14 protein-coding genes and 2 pseudogenes are annotated in these 19386 nt (G+C 66.2%); 10 read left to right on the top strand and 6 right to left on the bottom strand.

Annotated features, from left to right (window positions below; all coding sequences use genetic code 11):
* Window positions 1-118 precede the first annotated feature (118 nt).
* Entirely contained in the window at window positions 119-883 is a 765-nt protein-coding gene (locus LRS08_RS13295) for a tryptophan 2,3-dioxygenase (protein ID WP_257843244.1), read from the top strand.
* Window positions 880-2034: an aminotransferase class V-fold PLP-dependent enzyme gene (locus tag LRS08_RS13290; RefSeq protein ID WP_257843245.1), complete on the top strand. Its 1155-nt coding sequence runs from the start codon at window positions 880-882 to the stop codon at window positions 2032-2034. The genes LRS08_RS13295 and LRS08_RS13290 overlap by 4 nt, the downstream gene beginning before the upstream one ends.
* Here LRS08_RS13290 and LRS08_RS13285 read toward each other — a convergent pair.
* Both LRS08_RS13285 and LRS08_RS13280 read right to left on the bottom strand, forming a co-directional pair.
* Window positions 1999-2439: a CoA-binding protein gene (locus LRS08_RS13285; RefSeq protein WP_257843247.1), complete on the bottom strand. Its 441-nt coding sequence runs from the start codon at window positions 2437-2439 to the stop codon at window positions 1999-2001. The two genes, LRS08_RS13290 and LRS08_RS13285, sit on opposite strands and share 36 nt — an antisense overlap.
* Before the next feature lie 3 nt (window positions 2440-2442).
* Window positions 2443-3405, bottom strand: a complete 963-nt coding sequence (locus LRS08_RS13280) for an Mrp/NBP35 family ATP-binding protein (RefSeq protein ID WP_257843248.1) — start codon at window positions 3403-3405, stop codon at window positions 2443-2445.
* 71 nt (window positions 3406-3476) lie between these two features.
* Between LRS08_RS13280 and hflK the strand changes: the two genes are divergently transcribed.
* The 4 genes from hflK (at window position 3477) to LRS08_RS13260 (ending at window position 8922) form a co-directional block, all read left to right on the top strand.
* The gene (gene hflK, locus LRS08_RS13275) at window positions 3477-4655 is read left to right on the top strand and encodes a protease modulator HflK (RefSeq protein WP_257843249.1); all 1179 of its coding nucleotides are present in this window, start codon (window positions 3477-3479) and stop codon (window positions 4653-4655) included.
* Window positions 4652-5515 carry a protease modulator HflC gene (hflC, locus tag LRS08_RS13270; protein ID WP_260480829.1) on the top strand — a complete coding sequence of 288 codons (864 nt, stop codon included), beginning with the start codon at window positions 4652-4654 and terminating at the stop codon, window positions 5513-5515. The genes hflK and hflC overlap by 4 nt, the downstream gene beginning before the upstream one ends.
* Window positions 5516-5680: 165 nt before the next feature.
* Entirely contained in the window at window positions 5681-7198 is a 1518-nt protein-coding gene (locus LRS08_RS13265) for a Do family serine endopeptidase (RefSeq protein ID WP_260481683.1), read from the top strand.
* A gap of 62 nt (window positions 7199-7260) precedes the next feature.
* On the top strand, window positions 7261-8922 hold the full coding sequence (locus tag LRS08_RS13260) for a DUF853 domain-containing protein (protein ID WP_257843251.1): 1662 nt from the start codon (window positions 7261-7263) through the stop codon (window positions 8920-8922).
* Window positions 8923-8931: 9 nt separating this feature from the next.
* On the opposite strand, the pseudogene LRS08_RS13255 reads toward LRS08_RS13260, so the two are convergent.
* From LRS08_RS13255 to queF, 3 genes and pseudogenes are all read right to left on the bottom strand, one after another.
* A pseudogene (locus LRS08_RS13255) lies at window positions 8932-10213 on the bottom strand (glycoside hydrolase family 130 protein).
* 35 nt (window positions 10214-10248) lie between these two features.
* On the bottom strand, window positions 10249-12525 hold the full coding sequence (locus LRS08_RS13250) for a glycosyltransferase family 4 protein (protein ID WP_260480828.1): 2277 nt from the start codon (window positions 12523-12525) through the stop codon (window positions 10249-10251).
* Window positions 12526-12647: 122 nt separating this feature from the next.
* Window positions 12648-13094 carry a preQ(1) synthase gene (gene queF, locus LRS08_RS13245; protein WP_374581232.1) on the bottom strand — a complete coding sequence of 149 codons (447 nt, stop codon included), beginning with the start codon at window positions 13092-13094 and terminating at the stop codon, window positions 12648-12650.
* A 71-nt stretch (window positions 13095-13165) separates the two neighbouring features.
* Here queF and sseA point away from each other — a divergent pair, with 71 nt between their 5' ends.
* The 4 genes and pseudogenes from sseA to LRS08_RS13225 all read left to right on the top strand — a co-directional run bounded on the left by sseA (window position 13166) and on the right by LRS08_RS13225 (window position 17673).
* On the top strand, window positions 13166-14002 hold the full coding sequence (gene sseA / locus LRS08_RS13240; RefSeq protein WP_260480827.1) for a 3-mercaptopyruvate sulfurtransferase: 837 nt from the start codon (window positions 13166-13168) through the stop codon (window positions 14000-14002).
* The gene (gene metC, locus LRS08_RS13235) at window positions 13999-15189 is read left to right on the top strand and encodes a cystathionine beta-lyase (protein ID WP_260480826.1); all 1191 of its coding nucleotides are present in this window, start codon (window positions 13999-14001) and stop codon (window positions 15187-15189) included. The genes sseA and metC overlap by 4 nt, the downstream gene beginning before the upstream one ends.
* A pseudogene (locus LRS08_RS13230) lies at window positions 15189-16527 on the top strand (mechanosensitive ion channel family protein). The gene metC and the pseudogene LRS08_RS13230 overlap by 1 nt, the downstream one beginning before the upstream one ends.
* Window positions 16528-16536: 9 nt before the next feature.
* Window positions 16537-17673, top strand: coding sequence for a GNAT family N-acetyltransferase (locus tag LRS08_RS13225; protein ID WP_257843255.1), 1137 nt, complete (start codon window positions 16537-16539; stop codon window positions 17671-17673).
* On the opposite strand, the gene LRS08_RS13220 is transcribed toward LRS08_RS13225, so the two are convergent.
* Window positions 17670-19376, bottom strand: coding sequence for a hypothetical protein (locus tag LRS08_RS13220; RefSeq protein ID WP_257843256.1), 1707 nt, complete (start codon window positions 19374-19376; stop codon window positions 17670-17672). The two genes, LRS08_RS13225 and LRS08_RS13220, sit on opposite strands and share 4 nt — an antisense overlap.
* Window positions 19377-19386 lie beyond the last annotated feature (10 nt).

Raw genomic sequence — 19386 nt, 5'->3', positions numbered from 1 at the left:
ATGCGATGCGCTAACCCGTATCGCATGCGACCAACCCCACCCCCGCCCCGGCTGACACTGCCCGCACACACGCATTTTTTGTCAGCATTGTCGTCAGTTTCGTCGGAGGGGCGGCGGCATGACCGAGCCGATGACCTATGGGCGCTACCTTGCGCTCGACCAGCTGCTGACCGCGCAGCATCCGATCTCGGACGAGCATGACGAGCTGCTGTTCATCGTCATCCACCAGACCAAGGAACTCTGGCTCAAGCAGATGATCGCCGAGCTGGAGGTCGCGCTCGACCTCGTTCGCGGCGACCGACTGGTGGAAGCGTATAAGGGCCTCGCACGGGTCAGCCGGATCCAGGCCGTGATGACGCTGTCTTGGGAAATCCTCACCACGATGACGCCGAGCGATTACACCCGCTTTCGCGATGTCCTGGGGTCGAGCAGCGGGTTCCAGTCGGACCAGTTCCGCGCGGTCGAAACCTTGCTGGGGGTACGCGGCGGCGGGGTGCCGGGGCCGTTGACCGAACTATATGGCGCACAGCCGAGCTTGTGGGACGAAGCCAACGCCGCGCTCGCCCGTGCCGGGTTCGAGCTGCCAGAAGCGGCGCTTAGCCGGGACTGGGCCAAGCCCTATGAGGCCGATCCGCAAGTCGAAGCGGCATGGGCGAAGGTCTATCGTGAACCGGGCGCGAATTGGGAGCTGTACCAGCTCGCCGAAAAGCTGGTCGACATCGACGACGCGCTCGCCACCTGGCGGCACAAGCATGTGCTGACCGTCACCCGCGTCATCGGCATGAAGCCCGGCACCGGCGGCACGCCGGGCGCGTCCTATCTTCAGTCGACGCTGACCAAGCGCGCCTTTCCCGAACTCTGGTCGCTGCGGACGCTGCTGTGACCAGCTACAAACACCTCTTCCAGCGTTCGATTGCCGCCGCCCCCGATCGGCTGCACTTCGCCGCGCACAGCCACCACCTTTGGCCCGACGCCTCCTTCGTCGGCCATCAGGCCGCATGGCAGGACGCGGCGCGCCTCGCCGACCGCAAATGGGACCGGGTCATGGGCGAGATCTGGCCCGCAGCCCAGGCCCATGTCGCCGCCGAGTTGGCGCTACCCGACCCGGCGTCGGTGGTGTTCGCCGGAAACACGCACGACCTGATCCTGCGCATCGTCTCCGCCCGCGCCGAACGCCCGCTCCGCGTCCTCGCCAGCGACGGCGAATTCCACAGCTTTCGCCGCCAGTCGCAACGCTGGATCGAAAGCGGGCGGATCACCCTCAACACCGTCGAGCGCGGTCCCGATTTCGACGCGCGTTTCGTCGCGGCGGCCCACAGCGGCGACCACGACCTGATCTTCGTCAGCCAGGTGATGTTCGAAACCGGCGCGGTGTTCGACGCCATCGCCGATCTCGCCGCACTCGCTCGCCCCGATGGCCCATGGGTGGTGGTTGACGGCTATCACGGCTTCATGGCGATCGAGAACAACCTGTCGGCGGTCGCGGACCGCATCTTCTACGTCGCCGGGGGCTATAAATACGCCATGGCGGGCGAAGGCGTCGCCTTTCTCCACTGCCCGCCCAGCTTCGGCGCGCGGCCGGAGATTACGGGCTGGTATGCCGAATTCGCCGACCTCGAAGCCCCGCCGCCCGGGCAAATCGGCTATGCCGCCGATGCGATGCGATTCATGGGATCGACCTTCGACCCCAGCGGCCTCTACCGGCTGGTCGCCGTCCGCGACATGCTGCGCGAGGAAGGGCTGACCACCGCCGCGATTAACGCCCATGTCGCCCCGCTCCGCGAACAGCTTCTTGCCGGACTGAACGGCACCCCGCTCGCCGATGCAGAGCTGCTCAACCCCGGCACTGACCCGCGCGCGCGTTTTCTCGCCTTCCGCTCGCCGCGAGCCGCAGCATGGAAAGCCGCGCTGATGGAGCAGGATATCGTCACCGATGTGCGCGGCGATGTGCTGCGGATCGGCTTCGGCCTCTACCACGACGAGCGCGATGTCGACCGGCTAGTCGGCGCCCTGAACGATCTTGGAGACGCCTAGCCGAGGGATGTCGATCGCCGGACAGCGGTCCATCACCACCGTCAGCCCCGCCGCCTCGGCCCGCGCTGCCGCCTCGTCGTTGATGACGCCCAGCTGCATCCACACCGCCTTCGCCCCGACCGCAATCGCCTCATCCACCGCCTCGCCAGCCGCGATCGGGCGGCGGAAGATATCGACGATGTCGATCGGCTCGCCGATTTGCGCGAGCTCGCGAAACACGAACTCGCCATGAAGATGCTCACCGGTGATCTGCGGATTGACCGGAATGACGCGATAGCCATGCTCCTGCAGCATCGCCATCACCCGAAAGCTTGGCCGGTCGTGCCGGTCGCTCGCCCCGACCAGTGCGATGGTCCGCGCCCCTTCGAGCAGCGCCTTGATGTCGGCATCATCGGTCAGCGGCATGGCTCAGCCTTTCTGCGTCTCCAGCCAGGAAAGCACCTTCCCGGCCATCTCAGCAAACGCCGCGCCCTCGACCCCGTTCCCCGCAGCCGGCGGGGTGCCAGCGTCGGACGCGGTGCGAATCGCGATATCGAGCGGGATGCGCCCCAGAAACGGCACGCCCAGCCGTTCCGCCGCAGCCTCCGCCCCGCCCTTGCCGAACGGGTCCGATACCTCGCCGCAATGCGGACAGGCATAGCCCGCCATATTCTCGACGATCCCGATCACCGGGATGCCCGCCTTGGCGAACAGGTCGATCGCCCGGGTCGCGTCGATCAGCGCCAGATCCTGTGGGGTCGAGACGATCACCGCACCCGCTGGTCGATGCTTCTGGATCATCGTCAGCTGCACGTCGCCGGTGCCCGGAGGCAGATCGAGCACCAACGTGTCCGCCGCGCCCCAATTGGCATCGACCAGCTGGGTCAGCGCCCCCGCCGCCATCGGCCCGCGCCACGCGATTGCCTGCCCCTCCTCGACCAGCCCGCCCATCGACAGCATCGGCACGCCGAACGCGGTCGCGAGCGGCACCAGCTTCTTGTCGTGCGCGACCGGCTTGCGACCCTCGACCCCCATCAGCTTGGGCTGGGACGGGCCATAGATATCGGCATCGACCAGCCCCACCTTGCGCCCGGCACGTCCCAGCGCGATGGCGAGATTGGCCGAGACGGTGGATTTCCCCACCCCGCCCTTGCCGCTCGCCACCGCGATCAGGCGTCGACTGACGCGCTGCGCCGTGCGGGCGATTCGCACTTCGTCGATCCCCGGCACCATCGCAACGGCGCGCAGATCGGCCTCCAGCGCATCCTGCGCCGCGTCTGGCAGCCCGGTGACGTCGAGGATGATGCTGGCGCGTGCCCCCTCGACGCGCACCGTGGCGCGGCCAGCGGCGATGGGGGCGAGGAGGGCCTGAAGTTCGGTCTGATCGGTCATGCCGCGCGACATAGGACGGCTTTCGACTAGTGCCACTGTAAATCCGCCGCGCGGTCCCTATAAAGACCGGTATGGCGAGACTGAAAGGCTGGATCGCGCGCGCTGCCGGAGTCGGCGGAGTGCTGTGGAACGAGAACAAGGGCCCGTGGGGCGGTGGCAGCGGCGGGAGCGGCGACGACGACGGCAAGGGCGGCGATGCCGGCTCGGGCGGTAACGGCGGCGGGCCGCGCAATCCCTGGGCATTCCCGCCCGAGGGCAAGCGTGGCGGCAAGTCCAATGTCAGCAGCCTCGACGATTTCCTGAAGCGCGCGCGCAAGGGCGGCGGCGGAGGCGGGGGCCGTGGTGGCCTGCCCACCGGCATGCCCGGCCGGCCGGTCGTGCTGATCGCGATCGGGCTGCTCGTGCTCGCCTGGATCGCCTTTACCAGCGTCCATGTCATCACCCCGGAACAGCGCGGCGTGGTGAAGTTGCTCGGTCGCTACTCCCACACGATGGAGCCAGGCATTGCCATGACCCTGCCCGCACCCATCGCGACGGTCGACAAGGTCAATGTCCAGAAGATCACCAATGAGGATTTCCCGCAGGGCAGCGGCGAGAATCTGATGCTGACCCAGGATCAGAATATCGTCGACCTCGCCTATGCGGTCCGCTGGGACATCGCCAATCCGGAGGATTTCGTCTTCCAGATCGCCGAGCCCACGACGACCGTGCGTGCGACGGCGGAAAGCGCGATGCGTGCGGCGGTCGCCGGGGTCACGCTCAACGACGCGATCGGTCCGGGTCGCACGGTGATCGAGGCGCGGGTACAGCAGACGATGCAGACGATCCTCGACGAGTATAATTCCGGCGTCCGCGTTCGCGGCGTTTCGATCAAGAACGCCTCGGCCCCGGCTGCGGTGGATGAGGCATTCAAGCAGGTCACTGCCGCGCAGCAAGCCGCAGAAGGCGACCGCAACCAGGCACGCGCCTATGCCCAGCAGGTGCTCGCGGGCGCGCAGGGTGCCGCGACCGAGTTCGACAAGATTTACGAGCAGTACAAGCTCGCCCCCGAGGTTACCCGCCGTCGACTCTATTACGAGACGATGGAAGCGGTGCTGGCCAAGTCGAACAAGACCGTGATCGAGACGCGCGGCGTGACCCCCTATCTTCCGCTCCCGGCGGCGCGCGGCAATCCCGCACAGCCACAGGTTCAGCAAGGCCAGCAGGCGCAACCTGCCCAGCAAGCCCAGCAACAGGGAGGCGCACAGTGAACTCGATCCTCACCCGCCCCGTCCTGTTCGGGGGGCTCGCCCTCGCGCTGCTCTTCGTGCTGCTCAACACCGTTTTCATCGTCGACGAGACCAAGCAGGCGGTGATCCTTCAGCTCGAGCAGCCGGTCCGCACGATCAACAAATATCAGCCAGGCGAGCAATTCGGTCGCAGCACTGGCGCCGGCATCAAGGTCAAGGTGCCGTTCGTTCAGCGCGTGGTTTGGGTCGACAAGCGCGTGCTCGACATCGAGCTGGAGAACCAGCCGGTGTTGTCGACCGATCAGCTGCGGCTGGAAGTCGATGCCTTTGCCCGCTTCCGCGTCGTCGATCCGCTGCGCATGGTGGTGACGGCAGGGACCGAGCGTCGCGTCGCCGACCAGCTCCAGCCGTTGTTCGGGTCCGCGCTGCGCGCCGAACTCGGCAAGCGCACCTTCGCGTCGCTGCTCAGCCCCGAGCGCACGGCGGTGATGGACAACATCCAGGCCGGCCTGCAGCGCTATGCCAGCCAATATGGCGTCGAGATCGTCGACGTCCGGATCAAGCAGGCCAACCTGCCCGAGGGTAGCCCGCTGCAATCCGCCCTCAACCGCATGGCGACCGCGCGCCAGCAGGAAGCGACGACGATCCGCGCCAACGGCCAGAAGGACGCGACGATCATCCGCGCCGAAGCCGATGCGAAAGCGGCGGAAATCTATGCGGCCGCGTTCAACAAGGATCCGCAATTCTACGATTTCTGGCGCGCGATGCAGTCCTATCGCACCACCTTTCTCGGCAATGGCCGTGATCCGATGGGCGAGACGTCGATCATTCTCTCGCCGGACAATGACTATCTGCGCGAATTCCGGGGCCAGGGCCGTTAGGCTCTGGTCACCACGTGTCAGGAACCAACCGGACCCCAACGGCTGTCGGTTCGTTCATATTCAATCGCCGTTCAGCTATCTCAGGCGAGTAATACACCGATGACCGAAACTTCGCCCGGCAAGGGCCGCAACTCCAAGGGCCAGATGACCAAAGGAACCACTCAAGTGCGCTATGCCTATGCGATCACCTCCGCGCTCCTGATCGGCGGCGCGAGCGCTGCGCTGGTGCTCCAGAACCCAGCCGGTGCCCAGACAGCACAGAATGAGCCGGGCGCAATTCAGGCATCGGCGCCGCGCGCCGGCGCGCCGATGAGCTTTGCCGACATGGTGGCAAAGCTCCAGCCTGCGGTGGTGAACATCTCCACCACGCAGCGGGTGCAGGTCCAGGCCAATCCGTTCGCGGGCACGCCGTTCGGTGACCTGTTCGGCGGCCAGCAGGGCGGCGGCGGCCGACCGGTGACGCGTCAGGCCGAATCGCTCGGCTCGGGCTTCCTCATCTCGGCCGATGGCTATGTCGTCACCAACAACCATGTGATTTCGGCGGGCCAGCGCGGCGCAGTGGTCGAAACGATCAAGGTGACGCTGGCCGATCGCCGCGAATATACCGCCAAGCTGATCGGCCGCGATCCCGCCACCGATCTCGCCGTGCTCAAGATCGAGGGCGCGAACCTGCCCTTCGTCCGTCTCGGCGATTCGAACCAGTCGCGCGTCGGCGACTGGGTGATCGCGATCGGCAACCCCTATGGGCTGGGCGGTTCGGTGACTGCGGGCATCATCTCGGCGCTGCATCGCGCGACCGGCCAGGGCGGCCCGCTCGACCGCTTCATCCAGACGGACGCGTCGATCAACCGCGGCAATTCCGGCGGTCCGCTGTTCGACCTCAGCGGCAACGTCATCGGGATCAATTCGCAGATCCTGTCGCCGACCGGCGGCAATGTCGGCATCGGTTTCGCAATCCCCTCGTCAGAGGCAAAGGCGATTATCGAAACGCTGATGAAGGGCAGCAGCGTCGAGCGCGGCTATCTCGGCGTCGGCATCCAGCCGCTGACCGACGATCTCGCCAAGTCATTCGGCGTGCCCAAGGGCAAGGGCGAGCTGATCAGCCGGGTCGAACCGGGCGAGGCTGCGGCCAAGGCCGGGATCAAGCAGGGCGACATTATCGTCAAGATCGACGGGAAGGACGTCACCCCCGACCAGACCCTGTCCTACCTCGCCGCGCGCGTTGCGCCGGGCACGCGCATCCCGGTCGAACTGATCCGCGACGGCAAGCCGATGACGGTGCAGGTGACCGTCGGCAAGCGCCCGCCCGAGGAGCAGATCGGTGGCTTCGATCCGGATGCCGATGAAGGCGCGCCCGGTGGCGACGACGCAACCCAGGCCGGCCCCGCTTCGCTCGGCGTCAGCGTGACCGCGCTGACCCCGCAGATTGCGCGCACCATTGGCGTCGATCCGGCAACCAAGGGCGTCGTCATCGTCGGAGTCGACCCGGCGAGCGACGCCGCACAGAAGCAGCTGACACGCGGCCTCGTCATCACCTCTGTTAACCGTCAACCGATCGAGACGCCGGCGGACTTCGCCCGCCTGGTCAACGCGGCCAAGGCATCGGGCGCGGACTCGGTCGTGCTCTACATCATGGCGCGCGGCGGCGTCGGCACCTATCGCGCGGTCGCATTCGCCCGCTGATAGGGGCTGGCCTCGGCACGCATTCTCCCTAATGCTGCGCTTCTGATCATCGGGAGCGCAGCATGTCGGACGAGAGCGATCTGTTCATTGGTCTGGGCGGGGGCGAACGTCAGGCGCTGGTCCTCAAGCGCGCCAACCGGCATGGCCTTGTCGCGGGCGCGACCGGCACCGGCAAGACGGTCACGCTTCAGGGCCTCGCCGAAAGCTTCAGCCGCGCAGGCGTTCCGGTGTTTGCCGCGGATGTAAAGGGCGATCTTTCGGGTATGGCGATGGCCGGATCGCCGACCGCGAAGACCCACGAGCCGTTCACCAAGCGCGCCGTGGAAATCGGCTATACCGACTGGCAATATGCCGCAGCGCCAGTGCAATTCTGGGATCTGTTCGGCGAGCAGGGGCACCCCGTCCGCACCACGGTCTCCGAAATGGGGCCGCTGCTGCTCGGGCGGCTGCTCGGGCTCAACGACACGCAGGAAGGCGTGCTCGCCATCGCTTTTCAGGTCGCGGACGATGACGAGTTGTTGTTGCTCGACCTCGACGACCTTCAGGCAATGCTCGCCGCATGCAGCGAGCGGGCGGATGAACTGAGCGCGCGCTACGGCAATGTCGCCAAAACCAGCGTCGGCGCGATCCAGCGGCAATTACTCCAGCTGCGCAGCCAGGGCGGCGAACATTTCTTCGGCGAACCGGCACTGTCGATTCAGGATTTCATCAAGACCGACGACAATGGCCATGGCGTGGTCAACATCCTCGCCGCCGACAAGCTGATGGCCTCGCCCCGGCTCTACGCCACCTTCCTGCTGTGGCTGCTGTCCGAGCTGTTCGAATCGCTCCCCGAGGTCGGCGATCCCGACAAGCCCAAGCTCGTCTTCTTCTTCGACGAGGCGCACCTGCTGTTCGAGGAGGCACCAAAGGCGCTGCTCGACAAGGTCGAACAGGTCGTTCGCCTGATCCGGTCGAAGGGCGTCGGCGTCTATTTCGTGACCCAGAACCCGATCGACATCCCCGAGGACGTCGCCGGCCAGCTCGGCAACCGCGTCCAGCACGCGCTGCGCGCCTTCACCCCGCGCGAGCAGAAGGCGATTCGGGCCGCCGCTGAAACCTTCCGCGCCAACCCCGACCTCAATGTCGAAACCGCGATCACCGAACTCAAGGTCGGTGAGGCGCTGGTGTCGGTGCTGATGGCCGACGGCGCGCCCTCTCCGGTCCAGCGAACGCTGATCAAGCCGCCACGCGGTCGCGTCGGGCCGGTCACGCCGGAGGAGCGCAAGATCCTGATCGAGACCGATCTGGTCGGCGCGAAATATGACGCACTGGTCGACCGCGAGTCCGCCGAAGAACTGCTGACCGCCAAGGCGACCGAAGCCTCCGCCGCCGCTGCCGAAGCCAAGGCGCAGGACGCGGCCGAAAAGGCTGCGCTCGCCCAAGCCAAGGAAGAGGCACGCGCCGCCAAGGAAGCGGAGCGCCAGCGCCTCGCTGCACAGCGCGAAGCCGACCGTCAGTCGCGGCTGGAGGAAGCGGCGAAACGCAAGGCCGAGCGCGAGGCCGCGAACAATCCATGGAATCGCGCAGTCAAATCCGCGACCCAGTCCGCCTCGACTGCCGCCGGTCGCGCAGTCGCGGGCGAGGTATCAAAGGCGATCTTCGGCAAGAAATCCGGCGTCGGCGCCAGCGTCGTCGGCGGGATCGTGCGCGGGATTCTCGGCGGCTTGTTCAAGGGGCGGTGAACCCGCCCCCTACATCACCGCCAGCAACGACTTGATCGACACGAAGGCGAAGGCAACCGAGCTGTCGGCGACACCATAGGGGATGAAGATAGAATCCCCATGGCGGAGCGCGCCGCACGAATAGACGACATTGGGAACATAGCCCTCGCGGTCCTCGCTCGCCGCCGCCAGGATCGGCTCGCTGGTGCGACCGATGACCTTCGACGGATCATCCTTGTCGAGCAACGCCGCGCCGATCGAATATTTGCGCATCGCCCCGACCCCATGGGTCAGCATCAGCCAGCCCTCGTCCAGCTCGATCGGCGGGCCGCAATTGCCCATCTGAACCAGTTCCCACGGGAATTTGGGGGTGATCAGCTTCACCCCTTCGTCCCAATGGGTCAGGCGATCGGATTCGATCAGGAAGATATTTTCCCCATCCTGTCGCCCGATCATCATGTACTTGCCGCCGACCTTGCGGGGGAACAGACCCATGCCCTTGTTGCGCGCGGCGCTGCCGGTCATCGGGACCAGATCGAACTCGCGCCAGTCGCGGGTGCGCAGCATCTCCGACTGGATCTGCGACCCGTTATAGGCGGTGTAGGTCCCCAGCCACTCGTCGCTTCCGTCGTCATGGGTGAAGCGCGTCAGGCGCATATCTTCCAGCCCGTTGGACTGGGCGCGGGTGATCGGGAACAGCAGCGTCCCCGACAGCGTCGAATCGCGGTGGCGATAGACCTTGACCGGCCCCTCCGGCGCGCGCTCCTCCGCCTCATGGGCGTCGGCAGAGGTCGCGAAGGGCGGTTCGGGCGCGAGCGTCAGCTCGTTCTTGTCGGTGATAATCCCCTCGCGAAACGCGACCGAGGAGATATGCCCCTCCCCCCACCGCACGCAGGCTCATCAGGATGCGCAGGCTGCCCCTGGGCATTCCCGACTGGTCGTAATGTGGCACCGCGCTCGGGTTCATCAGCGCGGCGGCGGCATAGCTGTACTCGTGGCAGAAATAGGCACCGATCAGCTGGCGTTTCTCGTCGCCAATGCTCGCGCCGTCGAGGCCCAACTGTACCTCGATCTCGTCATAGCGGGTCATGAACACGCGCCGCGTCTGCCAGTGGCGCGCCTCGAAATCCTTGAGCACTGTCTCGAGCTGCGCGCGCGCCTCGCCCGGCGACATGTCGAGCACCGCACGCACCAGCCGCTCGGTCCGCGACGGCGCGCCATTGGTCGACTGCCAGCCGATGTGAAACGGACGCACCACCACCCGCGAGGGGTCGGCGTGAAGCCGCAGCGGATGATGATACAGGTCGAGCATGCGTCCCCCCGGACTCTTCAGCGCGGTCGCCATGACTAAGCGACGGCTTTTCCCGGGTCTGCCACGAATTGCGCGCGACGCGAAAGGGCGGAAATGGCGCAATTCGCCAGTTGGAGTGCCAGGATCGATTCGGCACCTTGGTTGCGGTTGAGCCCGTGCGGGGTCAGCCCATCGAAACAGCCGCCATCCGCAGCGCTGGCGAGCGGCAGGTCGAGGTCGTTCTGACCGAGATACCAGCGATAGGCGCGATGCGCCTCATCCACCCAGCGCGCTTCACCCTTCGCGTCGAACGCAGCGGCGCAGGCATCGATCGTCGCCTGTGCCTCCAGCGGCTGCTGGTCGAATGGCATCGGATCGGCATAGGCGCGCCCGAAGCTCTCCGTGCCAACCGCGCGGAAGCGCCCCTCGGGCGAGGTCTGCTGCCCGACGATCCAGCTCAGCGTCGACAGGCCGCACGCAACGAAATCGGGTCGGTCGAGCGCGCGTCCGGCACGGATCAGCGCCTCAGGGAGTCGGGCATTGTCATAGGCGAGGACGATCTCGAACCATTCCCATTCGGGCCGGCGCGCGGCGTCGAGCAGGCTGACCAGCTCTTCGCCAAAGCGTTCGAGCAGCGTCCGCGACAATGCATGCCCCGGATGCGCGTCAAGCATCGCGGCGGCACCCAGCATCGCAAAGGCGCGGGCGCGCGGGCTGCCGAAATCGAACGCGATCGACGCGGTCTGGTCGAACAGCACCCGCGCCCAGTCGCGATATTTGACGTCGCGCGCCTCAGCAGCGGTGACGCCAAGCGCCCACAGCGTGCGACCGTTCGAATCCTCCGATCCCTCGTCCTCGCACCAGCTGCGGTCGGATCGCATGAAATTGCGGAAGCGGCGTGCATCGGGGTTCCACGCAAATTGCACGAACGCGGCATAGATGCTGGTCCAGCGGTCGCGCTCGCTCGCGTCGATCGGGTCGATGCGATGCATCAGGATCAGCGCGCGGGCATTGTCGTCGATGCAGTAGCCGTGACGCCGGTCGGGCACGGCATAGATCGAATGCTGGAGCATCCCCGTCGCATCGCTCATCCGCTCGACCGCGCGGAAATCGCCCGCCAGCACGGTCGCGCGCGACGTCGGATTCACCACAAGGCGCGGCGGGCGCGTGTCTCGCACCGCATCGATCAGGGTCGCTACTGCCTCCGCGATCCGCGGCCAGATCATCGTCCGCCCGCGCGCATAGGCGCGGCGCGCCATTTCCGCGCGCGCATCGCCGTCGTCGAGCAGTGCACCGATCGCTTCCGCGAACGCGCTGCTGTCGCCGAACGGGACCAGCACACCATGATTGTCGGCGAGGATCTCTGTGGCATGGACATAGGGGGTCGACACCACCGGCTTGCCCATCGCCACGGCATAGGACAGCGTCCCCGACGTGATCTGCGCCGGGTTGGGATAGGGCGTCGCGTAAATGTCCGCCGCCTGAAGATAATCGAGCAGTTCGTCCTGGTCGACAAAGGCGTTGACGAAGGCGATGTGCCGTTCGACCCCCAATTGCGCGGCCAGCGCATGGAGCCGGTCGCGATACGCCTCGCCCTCATGCGCCACCAGATTGGGGTGGGTCGCGCCGAGAATCACATAGAGCGCGTCAGGATGCTTCGCCGCGACTTGCGGGAGCGCCTCGATCACCGTCTCGATCCCCTTGCTGGGGGCGAGCAGGCCGAACGTCAGGATGACCTGGCGCCCGTCCCAGCCGAAGCGGCTCTTCATTGAATCGGGATCGACATAAGCGCGGTCTGGCACCCCGTGGGGGATCACCACGACTTTGCGCGGATCGACGCCATGCGCGCGGCGAAGAATGTCGCGCCCCTTCTCCGCCATCACGATCACGCGCGCGGCGCGACGCAGCAGCGCTTCCATCACCCGGCGCTCGTCGGAATTGGGCGCTTCGAGCACCGTGTGCAGCGTCGCGATAACAGGAAGGCCGGTGCGGTCGAGCAGCGCGATCAGATGCTCGCCCGCCGATCCGCCATAGATGCCATATTCATGCTGGACCCAGATCGCCTGCGCGCCCGAGGCATCGATGGCGCGCGCAGCGTCGAGATAGGCGGCACGGTCGTCCTGCGGGATCGTCGCAGTGACGGCGGGTGGGAAGGCATAGGCCCCGGGCCTGTCGTCCATTGCGTAGACATCGACCCGCATATCCGGGAAGCGCGTACGCAGCGCCTGGTAACAATCCGTCGTGAAGGTCGCGAGCCCGCACTTGCGGGGCAGGAAATTGCCGACCAGCGCAATATGATCGACCCGATCAGGCAACGGCGACGTTCGCGTCATCCCGACATCCTTCGCAACAGCAACATGGGTTAGCCCGAATGCCGGGCAAGCAATCTCCAAACGTTATCGTGACATTATGGTTGCAACCATGCTGCGATGCAACATCGTTGAATCGGTCGAAATCACCCGCGCGCGCGGTAGCCCGGGACGTCCTGTGCCGGGATCCACACGCCCTTGGGCGGCTCCCCCGATTGCCAGAAGACATCGATCGGAATGCCCCCGCGCGGATACCAGTATCCGCCGATGCGCAGCCATTTGGGCTGCATCTCGTCGAACAATCGCTGGCCGATGCCGACGGTGCAATCCTCATGGAACGCGCCATGATTTCGGAAGCTGCCGAGGAACAGCTTGAGCGACTTGGATTCGACGATCGTCTCGCCCGGCACATAATCGATCACCAAATGCGCGAAATCAGGCGCGGCGGTGATCGGGCAGAGCGAGGTGAATTCGGGCGCGGCGAAGCGGATCAGATAATCGGTGCCGGGTCGCGGATTGGGGACGTAATCGAGCACCGCCTCTTTGGGGGAAGCGGGAAGCGCGCTGGTTTGGCCGAGATGCTTTGGAGTCATGTCGGCCATTTAGGCGTTCGTGCGCGATTCGGAAACTCGACGCGGCACCCTGCGCGGATTAGGGTGAAACGATGGACGCGCTGGTAACCCCGCAATGGCTGGAGGACGCGCTCGGCGCGGCCGACCTCAGGATCCTCGACGCGACATGGTTCCTGCCCGATGCGGGACGCAACGCGCGCGCGGAGTTTGAGACGGGGCATATCCCCGGCGCGGCGTTCTTCGACATCAACGCGATTGCGGACAGCACCAGCCCCCTCCCGACGATGCTCCCAAACGCCGGACAGTTCGCAACGCAGCTGGGCGCACTGGGCGTCGGAACGGGCGACCGGATCGTGCTGTACGACAATGCCCCCCACCATACCGCGACGCGCGCCTGGTGGATGCTGCGTGCGTTCGGGATCGAGGCGGCTTTGCTCGACGGCGGCTTTGCCCGCTGGGTGAAGGAAGAGCGTCCGGTCGAGACCGGCGCCGCCAACCCGGCCCCGGCAACACTTGCGGTCACCCCCGATCCGGCGCGGGTCCGCACGCGCGATCAGGTGCTGGCCAATATCGTCAGCCATGCCGAGCAACTGGTCGATGCCCGCTCTGCCGCCCGCTTCACCGGCGAAGAGAAGGAAACCCGGCCCGGCTTGGCCAGCGGCCATATTCCGGGCAGCGCCAACATCCCCTATTCATCCTTCTTCAACCCCGACGGGACGTGGAAGCACCCGACCAGCCTGAGGTTGGCGTTCGAGGATGAGGGGGTCGAGGTCGAGCGACCGGTGATCGCCACCTGCGGATCGGGGATCAGCGCGGCGGTGATCGTGTTCGCGCTCCATTTGCTCGGCCATCCCGCCGCGCTCTATGACGGCAGCTGGGTCGAATGGGGTGCGCATCCCGACACGCCCAAGGCGACGGGCGCGGCATGAACAATGGCGAGGGCAAGGGCGACGGGACGAAGGTCGTCGGCGCGGGACGGCGGCCCGAATGGACCCAGGGCATCGTCAACCCCCCGGTGTGGCGCGCGTCGACCATCCTCTACGACAATGTCGCGCAGCTGCGCGCGGCGGCGGGGCGCGACACCCACCACCGGCTGTTCTACGGCCGCCGCGGCACCCCGACGCAGTGGAGCCTCGCCGAAGCGCTGACGGAACTGGAGCCGGGGGCGGAGGCCACGTTCCTCTACCCTTCCGGTGTCGCCGCCGTCTCCGCCGCGCTGCTCAGCGTGCTGTCGCCCGGCGACGAGCTGCTGCTGGCGGACAGCGTCTATGACCCGACGCGCAGCTTCGCGACCGGCTTCCTGACGCGGTTCGGCGTGACCACACGCTATTACGACCCGATGATCGGCGGCGGCATCGCCGACCTCATCGGCGACAACACCCGCGCGATCTTCATGGAAAGCCCGGGCAGCCTGACCTTTGAGGTACAGGACGTCCCCGCCATCGTCGCTGCCGCCAAGGCGCACGACGTGACGACGATCATCGACAATACCTGGGCGACACCCTTGCTGTTCCCGGTGATGGCGCTGGGCGTCGACCTGTCGATCCTCGCCTGCACCAAGTATGTCGTCGGCCATAGCGACGTGATGCTGGGCAGCGTCACCGCCGCGCCGTCGCACTGGGCAAAGCTGCGCGACACCAGCTTCGCGCTGGGCCAGACCGCGAGCCCCGACGATGCCTGGCTGGGCTCGCGCGGCCTGCGCACCATGGCGGTGCGGCTCAAGCATCATGGCGCAGTGGCGCTGGAGATCGCGCGCTGGCTGGAGACGCGGCCCGAGGTGGCGCAGGTGCTGCACCCAGCCCTCCCCTCCTGCCCCGGCCACGACCGGTTCGTCCGCGACTTCAAGGGGTCGGCGGGACTGTTCAGCTTCGTTCTCAAGGGCGGGACCGAGGCGTCGCGCGCCGCGCTGATCGACGGGTTGGAGCTGTTCGGCATCGGCTATAGCTGGGGCGGATTCGAGAGCCTGGCCATCCCGATCGACCCGCAGCGCCACCGCAGCGCGACAAAGTGGGAGGCAGCGGGGCTGGCGGTGCGATTGCAGATCGGACTGGAGGATTCCGCCGACTTGATCGCCGACCTTGCCGCCGGGCTCGACCGGTTCCGGGCGACGACGTGATTCCGCCCGCGCTTGCCCGCTGGCTCGCCGACAGCGGATTCGGTGCGCCGAGCACAGCAGAGCTGATCGAAGCCGCGATCGCTGGCGGCATCGCCATTGCCGTGCTCACCGCCGGCTGGCTGGCCGGACGCCGGCTGGGTCCACCTATTGCGACATTATGGCAGGCGCGCGTGGGCAATCATGTCGAGGGGCTGGCGCACCGGATGAATGCGCTGGTCCGTCACGGCAGCGCGGCATTATTGCTCGCCATCGTGCTCAATTCCTGGACCTGGACACGTCTGGCGGAGGCAGGGCTGGGCTTCGCCCTCGCATCGGCCAGCGCGATGACGGTGCTGGTATTCATGCGTGGGCTGCACATGCCGCGATGGAGCGCTTGGGCGGTCGCAACGACCATGTTCGCCGCGATCCTGAGCCATGCGATCGGCGGGTTCAACGTCATCACCGACACGCTCGACCGGATCGGCATGGATGTCGGGACGCGGCGAATCTCGCTGCTCGCGGTGGTGACGATCCTGATTACCGCCATCGCGCTCTACGCCGCCGCGCGCCTCGCCAACCGCGTCATCGCGCATTCGATCGGCCAGGCGCGGGGCTTCGACGCGACCCAGAAACTGCTGGTGCAGAAGCTGGCCAGCATTGCGGTGATCGTCGTTGTCTTCCTGCTGGGCATAGACCTGCTCGGGATCGACCTGACCAGCTTCGCGGTCTTCTCCGGCGCGATGGGCCTCGCGGTCGGCTTCGGCCTGCAGAAGACCGTCGGCAACCTGATCGCAGGGATCATCCTGCTGATGGACCGGTCGATCAAGCCGGGCGATGTCATCGTGGTCGGCGACAGTTTCGGCTGGGTCAACAAGATCGGCGTGCGCGCGGTGAGCGTCATCACCCGCGACGGCAAGGAACATCTGATTCCGAACGAGAATCTGATGACGCAGGAGGTGGAGAACTGGTCCTTCTCCGACCGCAATGTCCGTGTCCGCATTCCGGTCGGCATCGCCTATGAGTCCGACGTCAAGCTGGCGCAGAAGCTGATGCTCGATGCCGCCCTGGAAAGCCCGCGCGTGCTCGACACCCCCCCGCCCCAATGTCTGGCTCACCTCGTTCGGCGACTATGCGCTGGAGCATGAGATCCTCGCCTGGATCAGCGATCCCGAGGGCGGCGTCGGCAATGTGAAGTCGGACGTGCTCAACCGGCTATGGGTCAAGTTTCAGGAACACGGCATCGAAATCCCCTTCCCGCAGCAAGTGCTTCACTTCCGCAGCAGCAAGGGCGACCGCATCGGCAGCGTCGCGGGCGTGCGCAGTGAAGCGCCGCTTGGCGGAAACGAGGACGCTCCCTAGATCGGACCCGTGCCAGAGACTGTTTCAGCCCGCATCGCCGAAGGAGTCGCGTCGATCCCGGCGACGCAGTGGGACGCCTGTACGGGTCGCACCAACCCCTTCCTGTCGCACGCTTTCCTGTCGGCTTTGGAAGCATCGGAATCTGTCGGGGTCGCGGCGGGGTGGCAGGCGCTGCCGATCGTGATCGAGGACGCGGACGGCGTCCCCGCGGCCATCGCCCCGACCTATGCCAAGAGCCACAGCCAAGGCGAATATGTGTTCGATCACGCCTGGGCCGATGCCTACGAGCGCGCAGGCGGCAAATATTACCCCAAGATTCAGGTCGCGGTGCCCTTCACCCCCGTACCGGGCCCGCGCTTGTTGCTGCGCGATCCGGCGCTGGCCCCCGCGCTGATCGCGGGCATCCGCGCGTTGACCGACAATAACCGGCTGTCGTCGGCACACGTCACTTTTGTCGACGAGGGCCAGCTTCCGCTGTTCGAGGAAGCCGGGTGGCTGGTCCGGGCGGGGACGCAGTTTCACTGGCACAATCGCGATTATGCGGATTTCGACGCCTTCCTCGCCGTGCTGTCCTCACGCAAGCGCAAGGCGATCCGCAAGGAACGTGAGCGGGCGCTGGATGGCCTGACGATCCGCCACCTGACCGGCGGGGAGATCACCGAGGCGCATTGGGACGCCTTCTGGGCCTTCTATCAGGACACCGGCAGCCGCAAATGGGGCCGCCCCTATCTCACCCGCCCCTTCTTCTCGATGCTGGGCGCGGCGATGGGCGATCGGGTGCTGCTGATGTTCGCCGAACGCGACGGGCGGCCGATCGCGGGCGCGCTCAACCTGATCGGCGGCGATGCGCTGTACGGGCGGTACTGGGGCTGCGTCGAGGACGTACCGTTCCTCCACTTCGAGCTCTGCTATTATCAGGCGATCGAGGCGGCCATTGCGCGCGGCCTGTCACGAGTCGAGGCGGGGGCGCAGGGCGAACACAAGCTGGCGCGTGGCTATGTACCCGTTACGACCTGGTCGGCGCACTATATCCCCGACCCCGGTTTCCGCCGCGCGATCGAGGAGTATCTGGTGCGCGAGCGCGACGCGGTGGCGCGGGAACAGGAATTTCTGGGCGAAATGACGCCGTTCAAACGGGGCGGTTAGGCTTCCTTTTTCGCCGCCTTCCACGCCTCCAGCTGCTTCTGCTTGTCGCGCTCGAGAAACTCGCGCATTTTCTGGATATGGCCGCGATAGGGGCCGAGATCCTCCGGGTTCAGGATCGCGGCGGGCGTGCCATGATCGATCTTGAACAGCGCGCTGTTGCCGTCGCGCCAGACCGGGATCAAACCCGCCTCAAGCCGCTTGTCGTAATTGGGCGGGCTGATCACCCACAGATAGTCATAGGCATGGCGCGGGAAGCGCGCGAGGCTGACCGCGACCGGCCGCCACCACTCGCGCGGACATTTGGTGTCGGTGACGATCTGTGACGGGTCATGGCTGAACCCGCGCGCCTGTTTGTAGCGGACCGTGAGCAATTGCCCGCCCGCCATCGACCATTGGTCGTTGGTGTATGCCAGCTTCCGCACCATCGCCATGCCGGGCAGATGCTGGAGCCGCGTCATCGTCCATTCGTTGTAGCAAGTCTCGCCGACGAAGCTCAGCAGCCGCGCGCCTTCGGGCACATGATCAAGCGCCTTGAGCTCACGATCATAGGACTTGTCGTAAAGATAGTTGCTCCACGTCGTCGTACCCATGCGGACGAGGAAGAAGGCGAGTCCGGCCATCGCCAACAGCTTCGCGCCCTGGGTCGTCATCCCCGGCTTGGGCCGCAACGCGATCACCGCGATGGCGATCATGTACGGTGCCAGCCGCATATCGGCATAGGCCGACCCGAACACCACGCGGGGCAGCAGGATGAACACTGCGATCAGGAACAGCGCGGAGATGCCGAGATGCCGCGAATATTCGATATTGGGATCGCGCAGCCCCTTGAGCAGGACGAGGAACAACACGCCGAGGCAGGCGATGTCGAACAGCTGCCAGCGGTCGCGCAGGACCATCAGCACCCACCAGATTTTCGCACGCCAGTTGAACCAGTCGCCGGTGACCCCGCTGACATCCCCCGCGCTGCGCCACATCAGCATCAGCACTGCGGCGGGAATCAGCGACAGGCAGTGAATGCCCGCCATGAACCAGGGCACGACCCAGCTTTGCACGAAATTGGCGTGCCACGGCCCTGTGCGCGGCCCACGCATATCATGCTGGCGGATCAGCTCGGCGGCGAAGCACAGCACGCCCAGCGTGCCCCAACCAAAGGTATGCGTGACCCAGATCAACATGCCGATCGGCACGAAGATCACCGCGCGCAGCCGGATCTTGCCCAGCCGCGCCAACCGCAGCCACAGCGCAAAGGCGTTGAGCGCCAGCGCCATCGACAATGCGAAGTTCGCAAAACCGAAATGGAAGGCGTAGTTGTAGGCCAACGGTAGCGCGAACAACGCGGTCGCGGGGATGCGCCCATGCACCTCGCGCGCGATCCACAACAGGCCGGTGACGGTCAGCACCGGAATCGTGATGACGATCAGCTTGACCGCCAGCTCCAGCCCGAAAATCGGCTCGAGCGGTATGATCAGCAGATCGAGCCCGAGATTGCCGATGAGGCTCCACTCGAACTTGTACCAGTCGTTGAGCCAGGGCACCTCGGCATGGCTCAGCTGGACGCGATAGCGCGCCATGTGCCCGGGCAGGTCGACCTGCGGCGGGATATCCGGCCACAACAGCGGGATCGCCGCCGCGAACGCCGCGAACAGCACGAACCAGCGCGTCTGCCACCATTGCGGCGTTTCTGTCGGAATGCCCCCTTGCATCCGACCGCCT

The organism is Sphingomonas sp. J315 (assembly GCF_024666595.1).
Taxonomy (GTDB): Bacteria; Pseudomonadota; Alphaproteobacteria; order Sphingomonadales; family Sphingomonadaceae; genus Sphingomonas.
The sequence above is the reverse complement of the archived record's forward strand: the minus strand, read 5'-3'. Positions and strand labels throughout refer to the sequence as shown.

What these genes read in the sequence shown, in the direction of transcription:
- LRS08_RS13295 (WP_257843244.1), top strand. Translation starts at nt 119, where the DNA reads ATGACCGAGCCGATGACCTATGGGCGCTACCTTGCGCTCGACCAGCTG.
- LRS08_RS13285 (WP_257843247.1), bottom strand. Translation starts at nt 2,439, where the DNA reads ATGCCGCTGACCGATGATGCCGACATCAAGGCGCTGCTCGAAGGGGCG.
- LRS08_RS13280 (WP_257843248.1), bottom strand. Translation starts at nt 3,405, where the DNA reads ATGACCGATCAGACCGAACTTCAGGCCCTCCTCGCCCCCATCGCCGCT.
- hflK (WP_257843249.1), top strand. Translation starts at nt 3,477, where the DNA reads ATGGCGAGACTGAAAGGCTGGATCGCGCGCGCTGCCGGAGTCGGCGGA.
- LRS08_RS13260 (WP_257843251.1), top strand. Translation starts at nt 7,261, where the DNA reads ATGTCGGACGAGAGCGATCTGTTCATTGGTCTGGGCGGGGGCGAACGT.
- LRS08_RS13250 (WP_260480828.1), bottom strand. Translation starts at nt 12,525, where the DNA reads ATGACGCGAACGTCGCCGTTGCCTGATCGGGTCGATCATATTGCGCTG.
- queF (WP_374581232.1), bottom strand. Translation starts at nt 13,094, where the DNA reads ATGACTCCAAAGCATCTCGGCCAAACCAGCGCGCTTCCCGCTTCCCCC.
- sseA (WP_260480827.1), top strand. Translation starts at nt 13,166, where the DNA reads ATGGACGCGCTGGTAACCCCGCAATGGCTGGAGGACGCGCTCGGCGCG.
- metC (WP_260480826.1), top strand. Translation starts at nt 13,999, where the DNA reads ATGAACAATGGCGAGGGCAAGGGCGACGGGACGAAGGTCGTCGGCGCG.
- LRS08_RS13220 (WP_257843256.1), bottom strand. Translation starts at nt 19,376, where the DNA reads ATGCAAGGGGGCATTCCGACAGAAACGCCGCAATGGTGGCAGACGCGC.